The following is an 18,585-nucleotide window of genomic DNA, read 5'->3' on the forward strand; positions in this document are numbered from 1 at the left end:
AAGCGGCATGTGTAGAATTATGTAATAGTGTGATTACAAATAAAAATAGCTATACAGTAGCTTATAAAACTCACAACCGAAAGGCAGGACGTAAAACATGAACGTTACGGTGTTGGGTGCTGGTGCTTGGGGAACTGCGTTTGGACAAGTGCTTGCGGATGCAGGAAATCAAGTGACAATGTGGGCAATAGAGCCGGAAATTGTTGAAGGAATTCGCGATCATCACCATAACGGCGTGCGCTTGCCAAGCGTGGAAAAACTTCCAGAAAACATGACTGCAACTGGGGATCGCGCAGAAGCTGTTGCGAACGCGGATATTGTAGTCGTGGCGATTGCAGCACAGTTTGCTCGCGTTGCGTTAGCAGAATTTGTGGGGCTGATTCCGCAAAATGCGATTGTTGTTTCGCTTATGAAAGGCATTGAGCGCACAACAGGAAAGCGTATGGATGAAGTTGTGTGCGAAGCTTTGAACTTACCGCGTAACCGTTTTGCTGCACTTTCCGGACCAAACTTAAGCAAGGAAGTTGCTTCTCGCCACCCGGCTGCAGCAGTAGTTGCTTGCGCAGAAAAATCTCAAGCAGAAGTAGTTGCAAAAGCATGCTCAAACAGCTACTTTAAAGCATTTGTATCAACCGACGTAATCGGCGTAGAAATGTGCGGCTCGCTTAAAAACGTGGTTGCGCTCGCAGTTGGTATGGCTCGAGGCGCAGGATACGGCGAAAATACTGCAGCTATGATTGAAACGCGTGGTCTTGCAGAATTGACAGCACTGGGCGTTGCAGAAGGAGCAGATTCTCGCACTTTCGCAGGTCTTGCAGGCTTTGGTGATTTAGTGGCAACTTGCGGATCCCCTCTAAGCCGTAACTACACTTTCGGTGCAAATCTTGGAAAAGGCATGAGCGTTGAAGAAGCAACTGCTGTAAGCAATGGCGTTGCAGAAGGTGTGCCAACCACAAGCGCAGTAGTTGCAATGGGCAAGCGTTTGGGCGTTGCAACTCCGCTCGCAAGTGCAATGGCTCGCGTGCTTGAAGAAGGAATCTCCTGCCAAGAAATGCTCGCAATGCTTTTCGACGACGATGTTTGCGAAGAGTAAGTAGCGTTTGCGAAGAGTAGCGCGCGTAAATAATAAAAACTAATCCAGAATAATTAGAATAATTCAAAAATATATAAAGGAAAAAAATGACGAAAAAGCGTGTAGTGTTCTTGTATGGCGGTAAAGCAGACGAACATTCGATTTCTTGCATATCTGCTGCTGGAGTGCTCAGTGCTGTAGACGAAAATCGTTTTGACATTGTGCGAATAGCAATCACAAAACAAGGCGAATGGATTGTTGGCGGCGAAGATCCTCGTAACTTCCACATGGAAGAAGGCGAGTTGCCAGTAATCACAAAAACCGCTGGAACGCGCGATGTTGTGCTTGACCCTGCAAAGGGTGCAGACGGATTTTTGGTGCGAGAGGCAGACGGCACGCTTGAAAGTTTAGGTCATATTGACGCTGTTTTCCCAGTTCTTCACGGTCCGAACGGTGAAGATGGCACTTTGCAAGGCTTGCTTGAAATGATGCAAGTTCCATACGTTGGTTGCGGAGTGTTGGCTTCGGCTGCATGCATGGATAAATACTACGCAAAGCAACTGTTTAAAGCTGCCGGAATTGACGTGGCTCCGGGAATTGCGTTGGATGCGCGCAAGTTTGCAAGCGATGCTGTAGATCGCTTTAATGCATGCGCAAACGAAATTCTTGAGCAGGTTGAAGCTGCGAAACTCGAGTATCCGCTTTTTGTAAAACCAAGCCGTGCAGGATCTAGCTTTGGAGTTACAAAAGTTGAATCGCACGATGCTAATGCTTTGGCACAAGCCGTTTATGAAGCTTCAAAGCACGATTGGCGAGTGCTAGTAGAGCAAGGAATTAACGCGCGCGAAATTGAGTGCGCAGTCCTTGCAGCTCGCGATGGCGAGGAGCCGAAAGTAAGTTTGCCAGGCGAAATTGTGCTAGACAAGCGTCAGGCTGGTGAAGACCAGTTCTACGATTTTGACAGCAAATACATGGATTCTGCAGCTTCGCACGTTGAAGTTCCAGCAAATCTTCCTGCGGAAACTTTGGAGCTCGTGCGTAAGACAGCACTCGCAGCATTCAAAGCAGCAGACGGTAGAGGATTAAGCCGTGTTGATTCGTTTGTGACTCCTGAAGGTCATGTGATGATCAACGAAATCAACACAATGCCTGGATTTACGCCAATCTCCATGTATCCAAAAGCTTGGGAAGCAACCGGAATAAGCTATAGCGATTTAATTACAAAGCTTATTGAAGGTGTGCTTAAGTAAGCGTGAATAGCGCGAGCAGCGCAAGTAATGCGAGTAAGCGAGTATCGCAAGTGTTGCAAACAGCGCAAACTTAGCACACGTCAAATAAAAAGCGAAAAATCCAAATAAAGCGTAAAAAATAATAAAAGGATGAGTATGCAAGATATACAATACGACGACCAATATTTGTTGGCGCAAAAGCGACAAGGAACTATTGGAATGTCATTATGCGTGTTCATGGTTGTGTGGATTGCTGCTGCATGTGTGCTAAGCGTATGCTTTCCGTATTTTTTGCCTAAAGAATTTTTAGAAAAATCTATTGGAACAATATTAGTATCTGATATTGCGCAATATTTAATAGCGCTTCCTATTGCAATGCTGATTATGCGAGCAGTGCCAACTCTTGCGTCGCGTGAATTTCCTATGTCTTTGCGGCAATTTTTGGGATTCTACGCAGTTAGTGTGCCAGTTATGTGCGTCGGAAGCTTAATTGGTACAACATTAGCTTCAATTATTACAGACGGTAAAGCAAAGAATCGCATTTCAGAAACTATTGTGTCTGGAAATATGTGGGAAGCGCTTGTATTCGTAGTAATTCTTACTCCTATTGTGGAAGAATGGTTTTTTAGAAAGCAAGTACTTTCTAGATTGCGTGCATATGGCGAAAAGAAAGCAATTGTGTTTTCTGCTTTAGCTTTTGCGTTATTCCACATGAATATATTCCAATTTTTCTACGCTTTCGGGCTTGGGCTTATTCTCGGCTACATGTACGTGCGCACTTCTAAATTGCGTTACAGCATATTTCTTCACATGATTGTGAATTTCCAAGGAAGCGTTGTTGCTTTATGGTTACTAAAACAGATGACAGATGCAAAAGGAAATCCTATAGAAGTTGACAAACTATCAAATGAAGAGTTAATGAATTTGCCTTCTGGATTCGTGTTAGCTGGATTATATGAAATATTTATGTTTGCAGTGTTTGTAGTTGGAATAGTATTAATTGTTCGTAATCGCCGATATTTAGTTTTCTTTGATGCGCCTTTGGAATTGCCTAAGAAAGATAATTTGAAATCGCTTTATGGAACTGTAGGAGTAATTACATTTTTGATTATTTCTGTGATTCTTAATGTGATGATGCTTTTTTCGTAGCTGTTATTTTTGGCAACTGCTATTTTTAGTAACTATTATTTTTAGTAAAAAAGAAAATTCAAAATTCAAAATTCATGACTTAAGGAGGCGAGTTATATGTTAAGCAAAAAATTAGCTAATAAAACTATTCGCGTTGGATTGCTTGGTGCAGGAACAGTCGGTTCGCAAACAGCGCGACTTATAGTTGAGCAAGGTGATGAGCTCGCGTCTAGAATTGGCGCAAATATTGAGCTCGCAGGAGTTGCGTGCTTGCGTCCGGAAGAGGTTGACGCGCCTTGGATTAAGCGTGATTTGCTAACTACAGACACGGCATCGTTGTGCACTCGCGAGGACGTTGATATTGTAATCGAGCTTATTGGCGGACTTGAGCCTGCGCATACTTTTGTAAAAAGCGCGCTGAGCCACGGAAAATCTGTTGTTACTGCAAACAAGGCGCTGCTTGCAAAGTTTGGTCCGGAATTATACGAGTGTGCAGAAAGTCACGGAGTTGACTTGTACTTTGAGGCTGCTGTAGCAGGAGCGATTCCTATTGTTCGTCCGCTTCGAGAGTCACTTATTGGCGACGAAATTACGCAAATTTTCGGAATCGTAAACGGAACTACTAATTATATTCTTGACGAAATGACTGTGCGCGGCCTAGATTTTGACTCGGCTTTGCGCGCAGCTCAAGAGAAGGGTTATGCCGAAGCGGATCCGACCGGAGATGTTGAAGGTTTTGACGCTGCAAATAAAGCTGCTATTTTGGCAACTCTCGCATTCCAAATGCCAGTAAGTATTGACGACGTTTCTGTTGAAGGAATTAGTGCGATTACGGCTGAAGATATTGCGGCTGCAGGTGCGGAAGATCGTGTAATTAAGCTGCTTGCGGCAGTTGAAAGGCATGATGACGGGGCAAGCGTTAGCGTTTATCCAGCTCTTGTTGGAGCGGAGCATCCTTTGGCGTCGGTTCACGGCAGTTTCAACGCTGTGTTTGTGAAGGCGCAGGCTGCAGACGATTTGATGTTCTACGGACGCGGTGCCGGCGGCGCTCCAACTGCAAGCGCTGTTGTGGGAGATGTTGTTAGTGCTGCTCGAAATATTGTGCGTGGATGCGCAGGTTTTGACGTGCCAATGTACAACAAGTATGTGCCGGCTTCTAGCGAGAAGACTAAAGCAGATTTTGTAATTCGTTGCAACATGGAAGATACTTCTTTGGCTTTGTGCAGCGAAGTTATGGATGTTTTTGCAGATCATGGCGTTGCAGCTGAGCGTTTGGCTTCGGCGTGCCAGGCTAAGTATGCTCAGGCTGAAGGTGATTCGGATTGCCCACAGTGCGGTCTTGGTGGACCTGGCAGCATGCGTGTGCTTGTGAGCGAATGTTCGGAAGCTGCAGTTCAAGCTATTTGCGAGGATTTGCAGAAATTGGACGTTGTGTGCGGAAAGCCGCTATTTTTGCGCGTTATAAAGTGAAAAGCGAGAAGGTGATCGTATGAATCCGGTATGTAACAGTGTTTCCGTGCGCGTGCCAGCAACTAGTGCAAATCTCGGTTCTGGGTTTGATACAGCCGGTATTGCGCTTGATTATGCGGATTCTTTAGTTTTTACTCTGGATGATAATCATTCTAAAAATTCGCTTGATTCGCTTGATTATGCTGGAAACGTGCGCGTAATTATTCACGGCGAAGGCGAGGATACGCTTCCAAAAGATGAAACGCATCTAGTTGTAGCGACTTTTCGCAAAGCTTGCAAAATATTTGGTCTGCCAAACTTGCGATTTACGTTAGAAGCGCATAATCGGATTCCGCAAGCGCGCGGTATGGGCTCTTCTGCAGAAGCGATTGTGGCTGCAGTTGCTGCTGCTTGGGCTTTTGCGCACGAAGGCGAGCTTAATCGCGAAGCAATTTTCGAAATCGCGGCTGCAATTGAAGGCCACCCAGACAATGTTGCTCCTGCAGTTTTTGGCGGTTTGACGATGAGCTGGAAGCTTGATGCTGGAGAAGGCAAAGGCTCTGTGCGCGTTGCTGGAGATTGCGAAGCTCCGCTTTCTACCGGTTTTCATACTGTACGATACAAAGTTTCGCAAGATATTTCCGTGTCTGTATTTGTTCCTGATTTCGAGCTTTCTACAGAGCTTGCTAGGCGCGCGCTTCCTGCAAAAGTGCCGTATGGTGACGCAATATTTAACGTGTCGCGAGCTGCAATGCTTCCGGTTGCTTTTGGTGAGTTAAATAGTGATTCGGAAAATGAATTAGGCACAGTAAAATCTGATATTTCGCGAAATGCGTTACTTTTTGCAGCAACTCAAGATGCTCTTCATCAACCGTATCGCGCAAATCTTATGAAGGATTCGTGGAAGCTGGTGGAAACGTTGCGCGAGAATGGTTTTGCGGCAGCGATTTCTGGAGCAGGATCGTGCGTTGCTGTATTTTATGCAGGAGATGCTGAGTATAAAAAGAGTGCGGCTCAAAAAATCGACGCAATTGCCGAGCCGTGGCTTTCGCGTACTGGCTGGCGCGTTTTGCACGTGCCTGTTGATTCTACTGGCGTTGCAATAAGTCGCGAATGATTTGTGCGAAGTTGTAAAGGCGTAAAAGGAAGAGTAAGGTATGACAGTTTCGTTGATTTTGGCCTCGCAGTCTCCGGCGCGTAGAGCGGTTTTGGCGGCAGCTGGAGTGATTCCGGTAATTCACGTAAGCGAAGTGGATGAGCCGGTTGCTTTGCGTGATGCTGCTAGTGAGCGAGGTACAAGCGTTGAGCAGTTGAGTGCATGTGAGCGCGTGTCGATTTTGGCTCGCGCAAAAGCTCAAGCTGTGTACAATGCGTGGAAACTTGTGGCGGATGCAGCGGCGAGTGCTAGTGGCGATTTAGTTGTGGGGTATCCGCTGGAAGCTGAACCTGCAGAATCTGCTGAATCTGCGGAATCTGCTGAATCTGCTGGTAACGCTTTAGCAAGCGATTCGCAATCAGATGTAACACATAACGTAGATACGGCGCAAACTCGCGATTTTTCAGGCGTAACTGTTCCTACAAAAACTTTCGATATCCACGATTTTGCATATACAAATAAATCTTCTAATGATTGTAGCGGTGTGCTGATTGTTGGCTGCGATTCCATGTTCCTGCTCGATGGCGAATGCTACGGGAAGCCGCATACCCCCGAAGTTGCATTTGAGCGAATCAAGCAAATGAGCGGAAAAACAGGACAATTGTGGACTGGTCACTGTTTAATCGACGCAAAAACCGGCAAAATCGTGTGCAAAACAAGCCACGCAAGCGTAACTTTTGCGCAAATGAGTGACGCGGAAATTCGCGCGTATGTAGCAACTGGAGAGCCGCTGGAAGTTGCAGGATCCTTTACGCTAGAAGGTTTTGGCGGAGCTTTTATTGAAAGTATTAATGGAGATCCGCACGGTGTTCTTGGAATCAGCTTGCCGCTTCTTCGCAGTATGGTCACCGAGCTTGGGTACGCATGGCCGGATTTGTGGAATAAGGAAAGCTTGGAAGAAGTTGGCGAAAAGAACGATCCGACTTCCACGGAGGTGCCTAAAGAAAATGTGCATCAGCCGGGAGATGGATGGGTGCATTGCGATTGTGGTCGAAGGCATTGGGGTCATAACGGCGCTGCCGGAGTGCTGCTTGCTAGGCGAGATGCTGAAACTGGTCGCGTGACGCACGTTGTGATGCAACATCGCGCGCTTTGGAGCGCTGAAGGTGGCACTTGGGGAATTCCGGGCGGCGCAATTTCCGATGGCGAAAGCGCGATTGAGGGCGCATTGCGTGAGTCTTTCGAGGAAGCGAATATTACTTCGGGAGATATTGAAGTTGTTGGAGCTTACCGCGAAGATCACGGAAACTGGCGTTATACAACGGTTTTTGCGTTTGAAAAGCCGGGGCATAGTGTGGATCCTTGTGCGCACGATGACGAGAGTATGGAAATTAAGTGGGTGCCGATTGACGACGTGCCTAAGCTGAAGCTGCTTACGGCAATGCGCACGGATTGGCCGTCATTCCGCGCTCGTCTCGATTCGCTCGCCTCGATTCGCTAGCAGCGCTACTGTAAAGTTTCTGCCGTTTTTTCGCGCGTAGCCGACCGTTTCTTTACGCGACTGTAAAGTTTCTGCCGGGATTGCACGTGTAGGCGGCATAAATTTTACACAGCTGTAAAGTTTTTGCCGTTTTTTGCCGGTTTTCCGACCGAAACTTTACGTCGCTGCGCAGTTTCTGCCGGATTGAGGTGGGAAACGACTTTTCCTTTACAACGCTGTAAAGTTTCTGCCGTTTTATCGCGTTTGTTTTAATTCTCTTGCAGCAAAAGATAAACGCGTACGCAATCACCCTAAAACGGCTGCAATTACGGCTATGCAAATTGGGCTAGTGACAGTAGAAAACAGTATGCCGTCGCGCGCAAAACTTAAGCCGACGTTGTAGCGCGCAGCATAATTGTAAACGTTTTGACCGGTTGGAAGCGCAGCTAACACAACGCACGCATACAAAGTCGCACCGCGAAAACCCATCACAAAGTAAGCCAGCAAAAACGCAATTGCAGGCATAATAAGATTTTTTAGCACAGCAACCGTGGCAATAGCAGCTCGATTAGAATCTTTTTGCAAAGGCTTGCTGCCGTAAAGCGACATTCCAAAAGCCATTAAAATCATTGGAACTGCAGAATCGCCAATCATCTTAATTGGATCGTAAAGAAAATTCGGAACAGGGAAGTAGCCAACTTTTGCGGAAATTGCAGAAATAATAATTCCACCAAGCGAACCAATTAAAAGTGGCTGTTTTAAAGGCTGCTGAGCTATGCGCTTAAGCGAACATTTTCCAGTAGTTGTAATGTCGAGAACCGTCAAACCAACAGGAGTAAACACAGCTTGTTGCATAACTAAAATCGGAGCAACAAGCGCAGGATTTCCCAAAATATAAGTTGCAACTGGAAGGCCAATATTGTTTGAATTCAAATAAAGAGAATTGAGAGCGCCTATAGTGCAGTCGGCTGCAGGAAGATGGAAACAAATGCGATTAAGCAGTACGAACGCAATTCCAACAATCATCGCAGAAAAGAATGCAACAAAAATCGAAGAGTGAAAAATCTCAAAAATAGGTTCTTTAGAAAGGATCGCAAACATTAAGCAAGGGCTGGAAACGAAAAAACTTACGCGATTTAGCACCATTTGAGCTTGTGAACCGCCAACGCGCATGCGAGCAGTAACGTAGCCTGCAGCAATAACAATGCCAATTACGCAAAAGCCTTGCATTGCGCTGATTAAGCCCATTTCTTGCCTCCAAAGGGTATCCAAAATAGTATTTCCAAATAGTAAGTAGTGCGCAAATATATTCGCACAAACCTCTGCTGCAACTATAGGAGCGATACGCAACTTTTGTGCGTGCTATGGATGAGTTTGAAATTATTGGAATTTTTAGTAACTGCTAATTGGCTTAAAGCAGTGATGCAAATTTAATATTCAACGAGTTATATATTTGACTCGGCAATATGGCATACTAGAGAGCGGTGGCACTGCAAGCCGCCAGGCAATCGATGGCGTCGATCCCCTCGTGAGCGTTTTCCGAGGCTGGCGTCCGCTGTCGCGCAGCTAGACTTTGTAGAGAGCTTTGGGGTGGCTCGCGCACGTGCGTGCTCAACTTAAAGCCAGGGATGCGAGGCGATGCAGCGTCTCGTGAGGAGCATAGTGCCCAGAATAATAAGAGAACGCTTCAATGAATCTGAAGCTGAAAATAGTAGAACTGTGTTTAAAACTGCTACTTCTGCGGATATGTCCGAAACAATGCAATCTGCAGATTCTTCGGAAAGTAACATAGCTGCCGGTGATACTTTGCAGCAAAGCTCTGGTGTTACGCGTCGCCGTCGCGGTCGACGAGTTACGCGTGGTGCCGGTGCGGCTGGAGAAGCAATGGAACTAAAAGTTGAGGATTCTAGTGCGAAGAATTCTGAGCCGCATGTTGTTAAATCGCGCCCGATAACTTCGCTGCTATTCCAGGAGCCAGTTCTTCCTAAGGTAGTGAACGATCGTAGTGAAGAAAGCAGCGGTTCGCGCGACGACTTGCGTGACGGTTTGCGTGACGGTTTGAATGATGACTTGCGCGATGGCTTGAATGATGATTTGCGTGATGACTTGCGCGATATTTCTCGCGGAAGGCGCGCTGGACGCAATGGCCGTGATGCTCGTGATGCTCGTGATAGTCGTGATAGTCGTGATTCTCGCGATAGTAGAGAACGCAAGTCACGTTCTGAAAGACGCGAGAATTCGAGCGAAATGAAGCGTGATAGCGGCAGAGGAAATAGCCGTGAAACATCGCGTGAAACAAGTCGTTCTATGTATTCTCAAGATTCTGAGTACGCTAAGGATTTTCAGGATTCGCAAGATGGTCGCGATGAAAAAACTCGCAAAAACCAGCGTTCTCGCCGTTCTCGCAGGTTGAATGCTGTTGAGCGACGTGCTGCAGCTGAAGTCGAGCAAATTGAAGAAGATCTTACATACGACAATATTGTTTACGCTCCTATTGATACGCGCATCGATGAAACTCTTGACGTTAGCGATATTTTATCTGCAGAAAATACTTCAAATAGGCGTTCTAATCGTCGCAATATGTCAAATAACATTTCTGATGATGATGACGCTCGAAATGAAAGCGATGCAGTAGACAGCAGAAGTGGCAGCGATAGCAGAGATAACAGAGGTAATCGCAATAACAGAGACGGTCGCGATAGAAGAGATAGCCGCGATAGCAGTGACGAAAGCGATAACAGAAGCGCAAACGACGACTATAATGCAAATAATGACAATGATGACGACGAAATAATGATTACGCGCCGCCGTCGTCGCCGCCGTAACTCTCGCGCTGATCGCAACGAAAGCCGCAACGAAAGCCGCGATTTCGACATCGATATTTCTAACGATCTTGACGATGACGCAAATTCTCGCACAAAACGCGCAAGAATAGATGAAGTCTCTCAAGAAGATCGCGATTTAATTCCAGATCCAGAAGAACTTCGTGAGCAAGATGAGGAAGAAACTCTTTATACGCGTCGCCGTCGTCGCCGCCGTTCTAAATCATCCGATGACGCAAATTCCGCATCTTCTCAGGAAGAGTCGTCCGACTACACTAATGCGAACGATGACGACTTGACTTCTCGCCGCTCGCGCAAGCAGCAGTATATAGACGAAATTACGGATATTGAAGGCTCTACGCGACTTGAGGCAAAGCGCCAACGCCGTAGGGATAATAGACGTGAGCGTAGCCGTCAGAACCTTCTTATGGAGCAAGATTTCCTTGCTCGTCGCGAAAATGTTGAACGATTAATGGTTGTTCGTGAGCGCGATCGCCACACGCAAATTTCCGTTATTGAAGACAATATTCTTGTTGAACACTACGTTTCTGATATTCAAGAAGTTGCTACTGTTGGAAATATTTATCTTGGGCGTATTCAAAACGTGCTTCCAAGCATGGAAGCGGCATTCGTAGATATTGGTCAAGCCAGGAATGGCGTGCTTTATGCAGGCGAAGTTAATTGGGATATGGCTCGTCTTGAAGGTCAGCCTCGTAGAATTGAGCTTGCGTTTAAGTCTGGCGATCCTGTGCTTGTGCAAGTTACTAAGGATCCAATTGGACATAAGGGTGCTCGATTGACTTCGCAAGTAACTCTTGCAGGGCGTTTCTTAGTGCTTGTGCCATCTGGCGGCATGACAGGTGTGAGCCGCAAGCTTTCGGATCGAGAGCGCTCGCGTTTGCGCGCTATTGTGTCGAAGATTGCGCCAAAAGATATGGGCGTTATTATTCGTACTGCTGCTGACGGTGCAAGCGAGGAGTCGATTGAAAAAGACTTAGATTCGCTTGTTAAGCAGTGGGAGCGCATTGAAGCTAAGCGCGAAGAATACTTGCATGGAAAGCGCCCTAAGCTGTTACAGGGTGAGCCTGATGTGGCAATTCGTGTTGTGCGTGATATTTTCAACGATGACTTCCAAAAGCTTATTGTTGAAGGCGAGGGAGTGCGTCAGCGAATTGATGAATATCTTGAGATGATGGCTCCAGATTTGCGCAGCAAGGTTGAATATTGGGATCCTGCTGAGCATGAAGGCAAGGACGTTTTCGATAAGTGGCAGATTGATAGTCAGCTTCGTAAGGGCATGGAGCGTCAGGTTTATTTGCCGGCTGGCGGCTCTATTGTGATTGATCGTACGGAAGCAATGACTACGATCGATGTGAACACTGGACGATTCATTGGGCGCGGTAAGTCTTTGGAAGAAACGGTTACTCGTTGTAATTTGGAGGCTTCTGAAGAGATTGCGCGCCAGCTTCGTTTGCGCGATATTGGTGGCATGGTCATGATCGATTATGTTGATATGGTTATGCCAGCGAACCGCGATTTGGTTTTGCGTAGGCTTTTGGAATGCTTGGCTAGGGATCGCACGAAGCATCAAGTTGCTGAAGTTACGTCTCTTGGTCTTGTGCAAATGACACGTAAACGCGTTGGTCAAGGCTTAGTTGAAGCGTTCTCTGAAGAGTGTCCAACGTGCAAGGGACGTGGATTTATTTTGCACGATGAGCCTACTGTTTCTTCGGAATATGCGGATCCTTACGCGCTTAAAGGCGGAGATCCTTTTGTTAAAACAAACAAGTATGGTCATGGAAGCGCAACGGAACAGCCTGCTCCCGTTAAGCAGCAGGGTTCTAGCGCGGAAGTGAGAGCTAAGTTAGCGCGTATAGCTGCCGCGTCTGTAATCACTGACGCAGCTCATAAATCTGAAGAAGAAACGCAGTATAGTAATTTTTTGAATTCTGAAGAAGATTCTGTATCTTCTAATGCGGATGAAACTGGCGAAATTGCGGAAACTGGCGAAGTTGCGGATGCTGGCGAAATTGTGGAAACTAGCGAAGCTAGTGAAACTGCGGAAGCTAGTGAAGCTGCGGAAACTAGTGAAGCGGATAAAACTTCTGAAGAATTAGTTGAAAATAATTTAGAGGATACTACGCAAGAGATTGCTGAGTATGAGGAACCTGCGCAAGAACCTGCGCAAGAAACTACGCAAGAAACTGCGCAAGAAACTGCGCAAGAAACTACGCAGGAAACTGTTCAGGAACCTGCGCAAGAACCTACAGAAAGTGATGATTGCGCCTCTGAATAGTGACTAAGTATATGCCTTGAGTACAATATTGAATATTGTCTGCATTGACTCATGAATCTAGCGACTTGACGTTAGTACATGGGTAGGTGTATTTTTGATAGTCGGTGTCTTGCCGCGCGCGTTTTGCTGTGCGCAAGGCAAAAGTAAGCTTTCAATTGAGCTAAGGAACGAATTATGTACGCGATTGTGAAGGCCGGTGGCCATCAAGAGAAGGTCGAGGTTGGCGACGCCATTCTCGTGAACCGTCTCGATGCAAAGAAGGGCGATACCGTGGAATTCCCGGTCGCGCTCGTTGTTGACGGTGCTAAGGTGACCTTGAGCGCCAAGGATCTTGCTAAGATCACGGTGAAGGCAGAAGTCTTGAACGACGAAGCCAAGGGTCCAAAGATTAGCATTATGAAGTATAAGAACAAGACTGGTGTGGCTCGTCGCAAGGGTCATCGTCAGAAGTTGACTCTCGTCAAGATCACGGCCATCGCCTGATTGACGGTGTTATAAACCTGAAAGGACAGTGAGATGGCACATAAGAAGGGTGCGTCTAGCTCGCGCAACGGTCGCGACTCACAAGCGCAATATCTTGGTGTTAAGAAGTTTGGCGGTGAAGCTGTAGTGGCTGGCAACATTATCGTTCGTCAGCGCGGCACTAAGTTCCACGCAGGTCAGAACGTTGCTTTGGGCAAGGATCACACGCTGTACGCTTTGGTGGACGGCAATGTGAAGTTCGGTATTCGTCGCGACCGCAAGGTTGTTGACGTCGTTACCGCCTGAATCTTAGCTAAGCCTAAGCGCTTCAACAATAAGTCGACGGCAATAAGTCGACGATAAAACGTTTAAGCCGCACCCAGTTCGGTGCGGCTTTTTTGTTCTCGCATGTTCCAGAGAATTTAAGTGTTTATCTTCGAGTAAGGTAGCAGTATGAGTGATTTTGTAGACCGCGTAACAGTGCATGTAAAAGGCGGAGATGGTGGAAACGGATCTGCCGGAGTTCGTCGCGAAAAGTACAAGCCATTAGCAGGCCCAAATGGCGGTAATGGCGGTGACGGCGGTTCCGTTATTTTTGTAGCTGATCGCAACGCAAATAGCTTACTTGACTACCGCTTCATGCCTCACCGCACTGCAGAAAACGGTACGATGGGCTTAGGTGACACTAAAGACGGTTCAAAAGGTGCAGACTTAGTACTTCCTGTGCCTGTTGGAACTGTTGTTTTTACAGCACGCGGTGCCGCAGGCTCTCAAAAGCGACCGGGCGAAGTTTTGGCGGATTTGCAACATGTTGGAGACAAATTCGTTGTAGCGCAGGGAGGTGCTGGCGGTCTTGGCAACGCAGCACTTGCAAACAAAACTCGTCGTGCCCCAGGATTCGCGCTTTTAGGCGAGCCTGGCGAAGAGCGCGACGTAATTTTGGAACTCAAATCTATCGCAGACGTAGCTTTAGTTGGATTCCCTTCCGCAGGAAAATCAAGCTTAGTTGCCTCAATTAGTGCAGCTAAGCCGAAAATTGCTGATTACCCGTTTACTACTTTGGTGCCAAACCTAGGCGTTGTAAGCTTTGGCAACTATCGCTACACAATTGCAGACGTTCCAGGCTTAATTCCAGGAGCTTCCGTAGGAAAAGGCTTAGGTCTTGAGTTTTTGCGTCATATTGAGCGCACAGAAATTATTGCGCACGTAATCGATTGCGCAACGCTGGAGCCAAATCGCGATCCAATTAGCGATTACCACGCTCTTGAGCATGAGCTTGCGCAATACGCTGATAAACTTGAGCTTCCGTTGGGTGCGATCCCAATTCCAGAGCGTCCGCGCATTATTGTGCTAAATAAAGTTGATGTGCCTGAAGCTAAAGAATTGGCTGATTTTGTACGCGGTGAATTTGAGAAGATGGGATTGACTGTATTCGAGATTTCTACCGCATCGCATGAAGGCTTGAAAGAGCTCGGTTTTGCGCTTGGGCGAATGGTTGAAGAAATGCGTGAGAAGCTCGCTGCCGAGGAAGCAGCGCGTGAAGAAGAGCGTGTTGTCATCCAGCCTCTTGAGCAGCAGACTTCAGCTTTGCGTCGTCGTCGCGATGATGGACGTGGAAATAGTGCAGACTTTGAAATTAAGCGCGAAGAAGACAGGAATGGTGATTTTTGGTTCACTGTTACTGGAACGAAACCTGAGCGCTGGGTTGTGCAAACGAATTTCGACAACGACGAAGCCGTTGGTTATTTGGCAGATCGCTTAGCAAAGCTTGGTGTTGAGGATGAATTGCGCAAGAAGGGCGCGCGTCCAGGAGACGAAATTCGTATTGGCACTGGGAACCATATGGTTTGCTTCGACTGGGATCCAAGTATTGCTGCTGGTGCAGAAGGATTGGACGGCGCTAACTTGGGTGCGCGTGGCAAGGATTTGCGAATCGAAGCGAACGATCCTCGCGGAGCAAGACGCACGAATGCTGAGCGTAGACGAGATTATCACAGCATGATGGATGCAAAGAGCGCAGTTCGAGACGCGATGATGGCTGAACGAAAGTCGGGTCACTGGGCGGATCCTTCTGTGGATGACGATCGCCATGACGAAAATAGCTTGTTTGGCCGTGGCGAAGAGTAAGAAAACTAGAAGAATCAATGTCAAAAGGAATCTTATGAATAATCCAGAAATTGAGCTTACCGAAGATGGGGTTCGGTGTTCAATTCGTGAGGCGCGCACAATCGTTGTAAAAGTTGGCTCAAGCTCACTTACGAGCGCGTCCGGGCAGCTGGATTTGCAAAAGTTGCGCGCTCTTGTGACTGCAATAAGTCACGCGCAAATGCAAGGCGCTCGCATTGTGCTTGTGTCTTCTGGCGCAATTGCAGCTGGATTTGGTTTGCTCGGCTTTAATGAGCGTCCTAAAGATGTGCCGACTCAGCAGGCAACAGCTTCAGTTGGTCAAGGATTGCTTATGGCTCAATACGAAGCTGCATTTTCGCAATTTGGTTTCAGAGTCGGGCAAATGCTTCTTACTGCGGACGTTACTATTTCGCCGTCGCGCTACCGCAATGCACAGCGCACAATGCTACGTTTGCTTGAGCTTGGCGTAATCCCAATAGTAAACGAAAATGATGCACTTTCTAGCAACGAAATTCGATTTGGTGACAACGACCGTTTGGCGGCTCTTGTAGCAAATATTGTGCGAGCGGAAGCTCTTGTGTTGCTTACGGATGTGGATTCTCTTTATACTGCGCCTCCTAGTGAGCCGGGTGCTAAGCGTGTGAGTTTTGTGCCAGATGTGACGCGTGCGATTGAAGAAGTGAAAGTTGGCGCAAGTGTTTCAGGCGTAGGTACCGGTGGTATGGTGACGAAGATGGAAGCTGCGCATGTTGCTGCAGTTTCTGGAATTCCAACTGTGCTAACTTGCGCTGGAAATGCTGGTCCGGCACTGGCTGGAGATGCTGTTGGCACTGTGTTTGCGCCGGTGCATACGCGCGATTCTTCAAGGCGACTTTGGATTGGTTTTGCTTCGCATCCGCACGGAGCTTTGGTGGTTGATGATGGTGCTGCGAAGGCGGTTCGCGGAGGTCGCGCAAGCTTGCTTGCGGCTGGTATTGTTGGCGTGCGCGGCGAGTTTTCGGCGACGGATCCTGTGTGGATTGACGATGAGCAGGGTAATCACTTGGCTAAGGGCTTGGTGGCTTTCGACGCGGAGGAAATTCCGGAGATTATGGGGCGTACGAGCGATGAGCTTGAAGAATCACTCGGCCGTCAGTATGCGCATCCGGTGGTTCATCGCGATAATCTCGTGCTTGTGTGATTTATGCGTTTTGTCTCTTGTTTCTGAGTTTGTGTTTTTAAAAGGGCGACTTGAGACTGAAACGCGGTCTGTGTTATGCGCGGCGGTCTTTTGCTTTTAGTGGCGCGAGTTTTGGGAGATTTCTCTCCTCGTACGTCCCGTCCTTCACTCCGCTTTCGTGTAAAATTCTTTTACGTTATTTAACTTTATTTATCTTGTGTTGCGTTCGCTCAGTCCTCTTTTAGTACTCGTAGAGAAATCTCCCAAACTCTGCTTACCAATCGTTAATAACCTCATCCTATCGCCGAGATTTTCGATTTTTCTTCTTCGCTTGGCGAATCAGCAGCCTGCGGCTCTGACGTTCGCCGCGCTCAGTGCGAAAAATCTCAAATCTCTACCTCATTAATCTCCCTCACTAAAGTAGCTATATCACCTCCGTTGTTTTGTTTGGTAGTGGTTTTGTTTGGTGTGGTGTGTGTGGCAGATTTGTCGTTTCGCGGCTTAAGGTTACACTGTAAATCATGGCAGAGAATATTGCAGAAACTTCATCCTCAGAAAATTGGCGCGTATTAAGCGAGCGTATAAACCGAGTCGCTCCGAGCGCAACTTTGGCAGTAGACGGCAAGGCAAAAGCTATGAAAGCTGACGGCATTGATGTTGTAAGCTTTGGCGCGGGCGAGCCAGATTTTCCTACTCCTTCTTACATTGTTGATGCTGCAACGCAAGCTTGCAAAGATCCGCGCAACTATCGTTATACTGCTACGGCAGGTTTGCCAGAGCTTAGGGAGGCGATTGCGCGCAAAGTGCAGCGAGATTCCGGCTACGAAGTTTCCCCAAATCAAGTCGTAGTTACAAACGGCGGAAAGCAAGCTGTGTACGAAGCTTGCCAAATTCTTTTAAATGATGGCGACGAAGTTATTATTCCAGCTCCGTATTGGACGAGTTATCCGGAAGCAGTAAAGCTTGCAGGCGGCGTGCCTGTGCCGGTTTTGGCAGGTGCAGATCGCGGTTTTGAGCCAGATATTGAGGCAATTGAGTCCGCTCGCACTTCACGCACGCGCGCAATTATCGTAACTTCGCCTTCGAATCCTACAGGTGCTATTTGGAGCGCGCAAACTATTCGCGCAATCGGCGAGTGGGCTGTAAAACACCATATTTGGGTTATTTCTGATGAGATTTACGAGCACTTGCATTACGACGGCATTTCGACTTCGTATATTGGCGTCGAGGTGCCGGAAATTCGTAAGCAGCTGCTGATTTTGAATGGTGTTGCGAAAACTTACGCCATGCCTGGCTGGCGTGTTGGCTGGATGGTGGCGCCGGAAGATGTCGCTAAAGCTGCAATTAAGCTTCAAAGCCATATGACTTCTAATGTTTCTAATATTTCGCAGCGCGCAGCAATTGCTGCAGTAGGCGGTTCGCTGGACGTGGTTGCCACTATGCGTGAGGCTTTTGATGCTCGACGCAAAGCGATTGTGGAAGCGTTGAACAATATTGACGGCGTTACTTGCCCTCTTCCTCATGGTGCTTTTTACGCGTTTGCTAACGTTGAAGCGCTGCTTGAGCGTCCGCTTGGCGAGAAGCGCGAAGTGCCGCATACTTCTTCTCGATTTGCTGAAATGTTGCTTGACGAAGCGCATGTTGCTGCGGTTCCGGGAGAAGCTTTTGGTGCTCCTGGCTATTTGCGATTCTCTTGCGCTCTTGCTGACGACCAGCTTGCTGAGGGCATGCGTCGCATGAAGAAGTGGGTTGAAGCTTAAGCAAGTATTTATTGCAAAATAAGAACTTGCTTGCAGTTGCAAAATGCGACACTCGCTTTTGCACGACGATATAACGAAATCATGCCCATGAGATAGTATGTCTATCTGGCGGTTTGCTATTTCGTTCCTTTTGGGGTATGATGAGCAAGTTCACCTTAGGGATGTGGCGCAATTGGTAGCGCAACGGTCTCCAAAACCGTAGGTTGTGGGTTCGAGTCCCGCCGTCCCTGCCAGTTTTTTGTTCAAGTTTTACACGAAGGATTCAAGCATGGCGCAGGCACGCAGTAATAAGAAAGCAGTAGAGCATAACTTGTTCGTGCGTATTGGCATGTTCGTTAAGCAAACTATTGACGAGACGCGCAAGGTTATTGCACCTCACGGCAAAGAGTTGTTTGCTTGGTCGTCTGCAGTTTTCATATTTGTTGTATTTTTGATGGCTTTCGTCACCTGCATGGACTTCGGTTTGGGTAAGTCCGTAATGTGGCTGTTCGGCTGAGTTGAAATT

General features: G+C 47.4%; 14 protein-coding genes and 1 tRNA gene. 14 read left to right on the top strand and 1 reads right to left on the bottom strand.

All coding sequences use genetic code 11. The features are described 5' to 3' along the window. Window positions 1-97: 97 nt before the first annotated feature. The 6 genes from AC1EKT_RS05900 to AC1EKT_RS05925 all read left to right on the top strand — a co-directional run bounded on the left by AC1EKT_RS05900 (window position 98) and on the right by AC1EKT_RS05925 (window position 7,475). Window positions 98-1,093: an NAD(P)H-dependent glycerol-3-phosphate dehydrogenase gene (locus tag AC1EKT_RS05900; protein ID WP_415683601.1), complete on the top strand. Its 996-nt coding sequence runs from the start codon at window positions 98-100 to the stop codon at window positions 1,091-1,093. A gap of 86 nt (window positions 1,094-1,179) precedes the next feature. Then, window positions 1,180-2,322 (top strand): D-alanine--D-alanine ligase family protein, encoded by a 1,143-nt coding sequence (locus AC1EKT_RS05905; protein WP_415683603.1) that lies wholly within the window; start codon window positions 1,180-1,182, stop codon window positions 2,320-2,322. A gap of 135 nt (window positions 2,323-2,457) precedes the next feature. Further along, on the top strand, window positions 2,458-3,450 hold the full coding sequence (locus AC1EKT_RS05910) for a CPBP family intramembrane glutamic endopeptidase (protein WP_415683605.1): 993 nt from the start codon (window positions 2,458-2,460) through the stop codon (window positions 3,448-3,450). A 96-nt stretch (window positions 3,451-3,546) separates the two neighbouring features. Then, window positions 3,547-4,899, top strand: a complete 1,353-nt coding sequence (locus AC1EKT_RS05915; protein ID WP_481615799.1) for a homoserine dehydrogenase — start codon at window positions 3,547-3,549, stop codon at window positions 4,897-4,899. A 19-nt stretch (window positions 4,900-4,918) separates the two neighbouring features. Next, window positions 4,919-5,995 carry a homoserine kinase gene (gene thrB / locus AC1EKT_RS05920; protein WP_481615800.1) on the top strand — a complete coding sequence of 359 codons (1,077 nt, stop codon included), beginning with the start codon at window positions 4,919-4,921 and terminating at the stop codon, window positions 5,993-5,995. Window positions 5,996-6,035: 40 nt separating this feature from the next. Beyond that, a complete protein-coding gene (locus tag AC1EKT_RS05925; protein WP_481615801.1) occupies window positions 6,036-7,475 on the top strand; it encodes a Maf family nucleotide pyrophosphatase in 1,440 nt (479 codons plus the stop codon). Between the two features lie 285 nt (window positions 7,476-7,760). Here AC1EKT_RS05925 and AC1EKT_RS05930 read toward each other — a convergent pair whose 3' ends face one another. Continuing rightward, window positions 7,761-8,702 (bottom strand): AEC family transporter, encoded by a 942-nt coding sequence (locus AC1EKT_RS05930; RefSeq protein WP_415687575.1) that lies wholly within the window; start codon window positions 8,700-8,702, stop codon window positions 7,761-7,763. Between the two features lie 414 nt (window positions 8,703-9,116). Here AC1EKT_RS05930 and AC1EKT_RS05935 point away from each other — a divergent pair, with 414 nt between their 5' ends. The 8 genes from AC1EKT_RS05935 to secE all read left to right on the top strand — a co-directional run bounded on the left by AC1EKT_RS05935 (window position 9,117) and on the right by secE (window position 18,576). Continuing rightward, on the top strand, window positions 9,117-12,572 hold the full coding sequence (locus tag AC1EKT_RS05935) for an Rne/Rng family ribonuclease (protein WP_481615802.1): 3,456 nt from the start codon (window positions 9,117-9,119) through the stop codon (window positions 12,570-12,572). A 174-nt stretch (window positions 12,573-12,746) separates the two neighbouring features. Further along, entirely contained in the window at window positions 12,747-13,055 is a 309-nt protein-coding gene (gene rplU, locus AC1EKT_RS05940) for a 50S ribosomal protein L21 (protein ID WP_004111933.1), read from the top strand. Between the two features lie 33 nt (window positions 13,056-13,088). Next, complete coding sequence (gene rpmA / locus AC1EKT_RS05945; protein WP_004106248.1) at window positions 13,089-13,340, top strand: 50S ribosomal protein L27; 252 nt, start codon at window positions 13,089-13,091, stop codon at window positions 13,338-13,340. A gap of 147 nt (window positions 13,341-13,487) precedes the next feature. Continuing rightward, window positions 13,488-15,161, top strand: coding sequence for a GTPase ObgE (gene obgE, locus AC1EKT_RS05950; RefSeq protein ID WP_481615803.1), 1,674 nt, complete (start codon window positions 13,488-13,490; stop codon window positions 15,159-15,161). 34 nt (window positions 15,162-15,195) lie between these two features. Then, complete coding sequence (gene proB, locus AC1EKT_RS05955) at window positions 15,196-16,341, top strand: glutamate 5-kinase (RefSeq protein WP_391496014.1); 1,146 nt, start codon at window positions 15,196-15,198, stop codon at window positions 16,339-16,341. A gap of 500 nt (window positions 16,342-16,841) precedes the next feature. Beyond that, window positions 16,842-18,080, top strand: a complete 1,239-nt coding sequence (locus AC1EKT_RS05960; RefSeq protein WP_415683626.1) for a pyridoxal phosphate-dependent aminotransferase — start codon at window positions 16,842-16,844, stop codon at window positions 18,078-18,080. 157 nt (window positions 18,081-18,237) lie between these two features. Then, window positions 18,238-18,313, top strand: a tRNA-Trp gene (locus tag AC1EKT_RS05965). A 35-nt stretch (window positions 18,314-18,348) separates the two neighbouring features. Continuing rightward, on the top strand, window positions 18,349-18,576 hold the full coding sequence (gene secE / locus AC1EKT_RS05970) for a preprotein translocase subunit SecE (protein ID WP_415687565.1): 228 nt from the start codon (window positions 18,349-18,351) through the stop codon (window positions 18,574-18,576). Window positions 18,577-18,585 lie beyond the last annotated feature (9 nt).

The sequence above is a fragment of the Bifidobacterium sp. C0047B3 genome, assembly GCF_056590535.1.

Excerpts from the sequence above, each read along its gene's own strand:
- rplU (WP_004111933.1), top strand. The coding sequence starts at position 12,747 with ATGTACGCGATTGTGAAGGCCGGTGGCCATCAAGAGAAGGTCGAGGTT.
- AC1EKT_RS05910 (WP_415683605.1), top strand. The coding sequence starts at position 2,458 with ATGCAAGATATACAATACGACGACCAATATTTGTTGGCGCAAAAGCGA.
- rpmA (WP_004106248.1), top strand. The coding sequence starts at position 13,089 with ATGGCACATAAGAAGGGTGCGTCTAGCTCGCGCAACGGTCGCGACTCA.
- AC1EKT_RS05905 (WP_415683603.1), top strand. The coding sequence starts at position 1,180 with ATGACGAAAAAGCGTGTAGTGTTCTTGTATGGCGGTAAAGCAGACGAA.
- AC1EKT_RS05960 (WP_415683626.1), top strand. The coding sequence starts at position 16,842 with ATGGCAGAGAATATTGCAGAAACTTCATCCTCAGAAAATTGGCGCGTA.
- secE (WP_415687565.1), top strand. The coding sequence starts at position 18,349 with ATGGCGCAGGCACGCAGTAATAAGAAAGCAGTAGAGCATAACTTGTTC.
- AC1EKT_RS05915 (WP_481615799.1), top strand. The coding sequence starts at position 3,547 with ATGTTAAGCAAAAAATTAGCTAATAAAACTATTCGCGTTGGATTGCTT.
- obgE (WP_481615803.1), top strand. The coding sequence starts at position 13,488 with ATGAGTGATTTTGTAGACCGCGTAACAGTGCATGTAAAAGGCGGAGAT.
- thrB (WP_481615800.1), top strand. The coding sequence starts at position 4,919 with ATGAATCCGGTATGTAACAGTGTTTCCGTGCGCGTGCCAGCAACTAGT.
- AC1EKT_RS05925 (WP_481615801.1), top strand. The coding sequence starts at position 6,036 with ATGACAGTTTCGTTGATTTTGGCCTCGCAGTCTCCGGCGCGTAGAGCG.
- AC1EKT_RS05900 (WP_415683601.1), top strand. The coding sequence starts at position 98 with ATGAACGTTACGGTGTTGGGTGCTGGTGCTTGGGGAACTGCGTTTGGA.
- proB (WP_391496014.1), top strand. The coding sequence starts at position 15,196 with ATGAATAATCCAGAAATTGAGCTTACCGAAGATGGGGTTCGGTGTTCA.
- AC1EKT_RS05930 (WP_415687575.1), bottom strand. The coding sequence starts at position 8,702 with ATGGGCTTAATCAGCGCAATGCAAGGCTTTTGCGTAATTGGCATTGTT.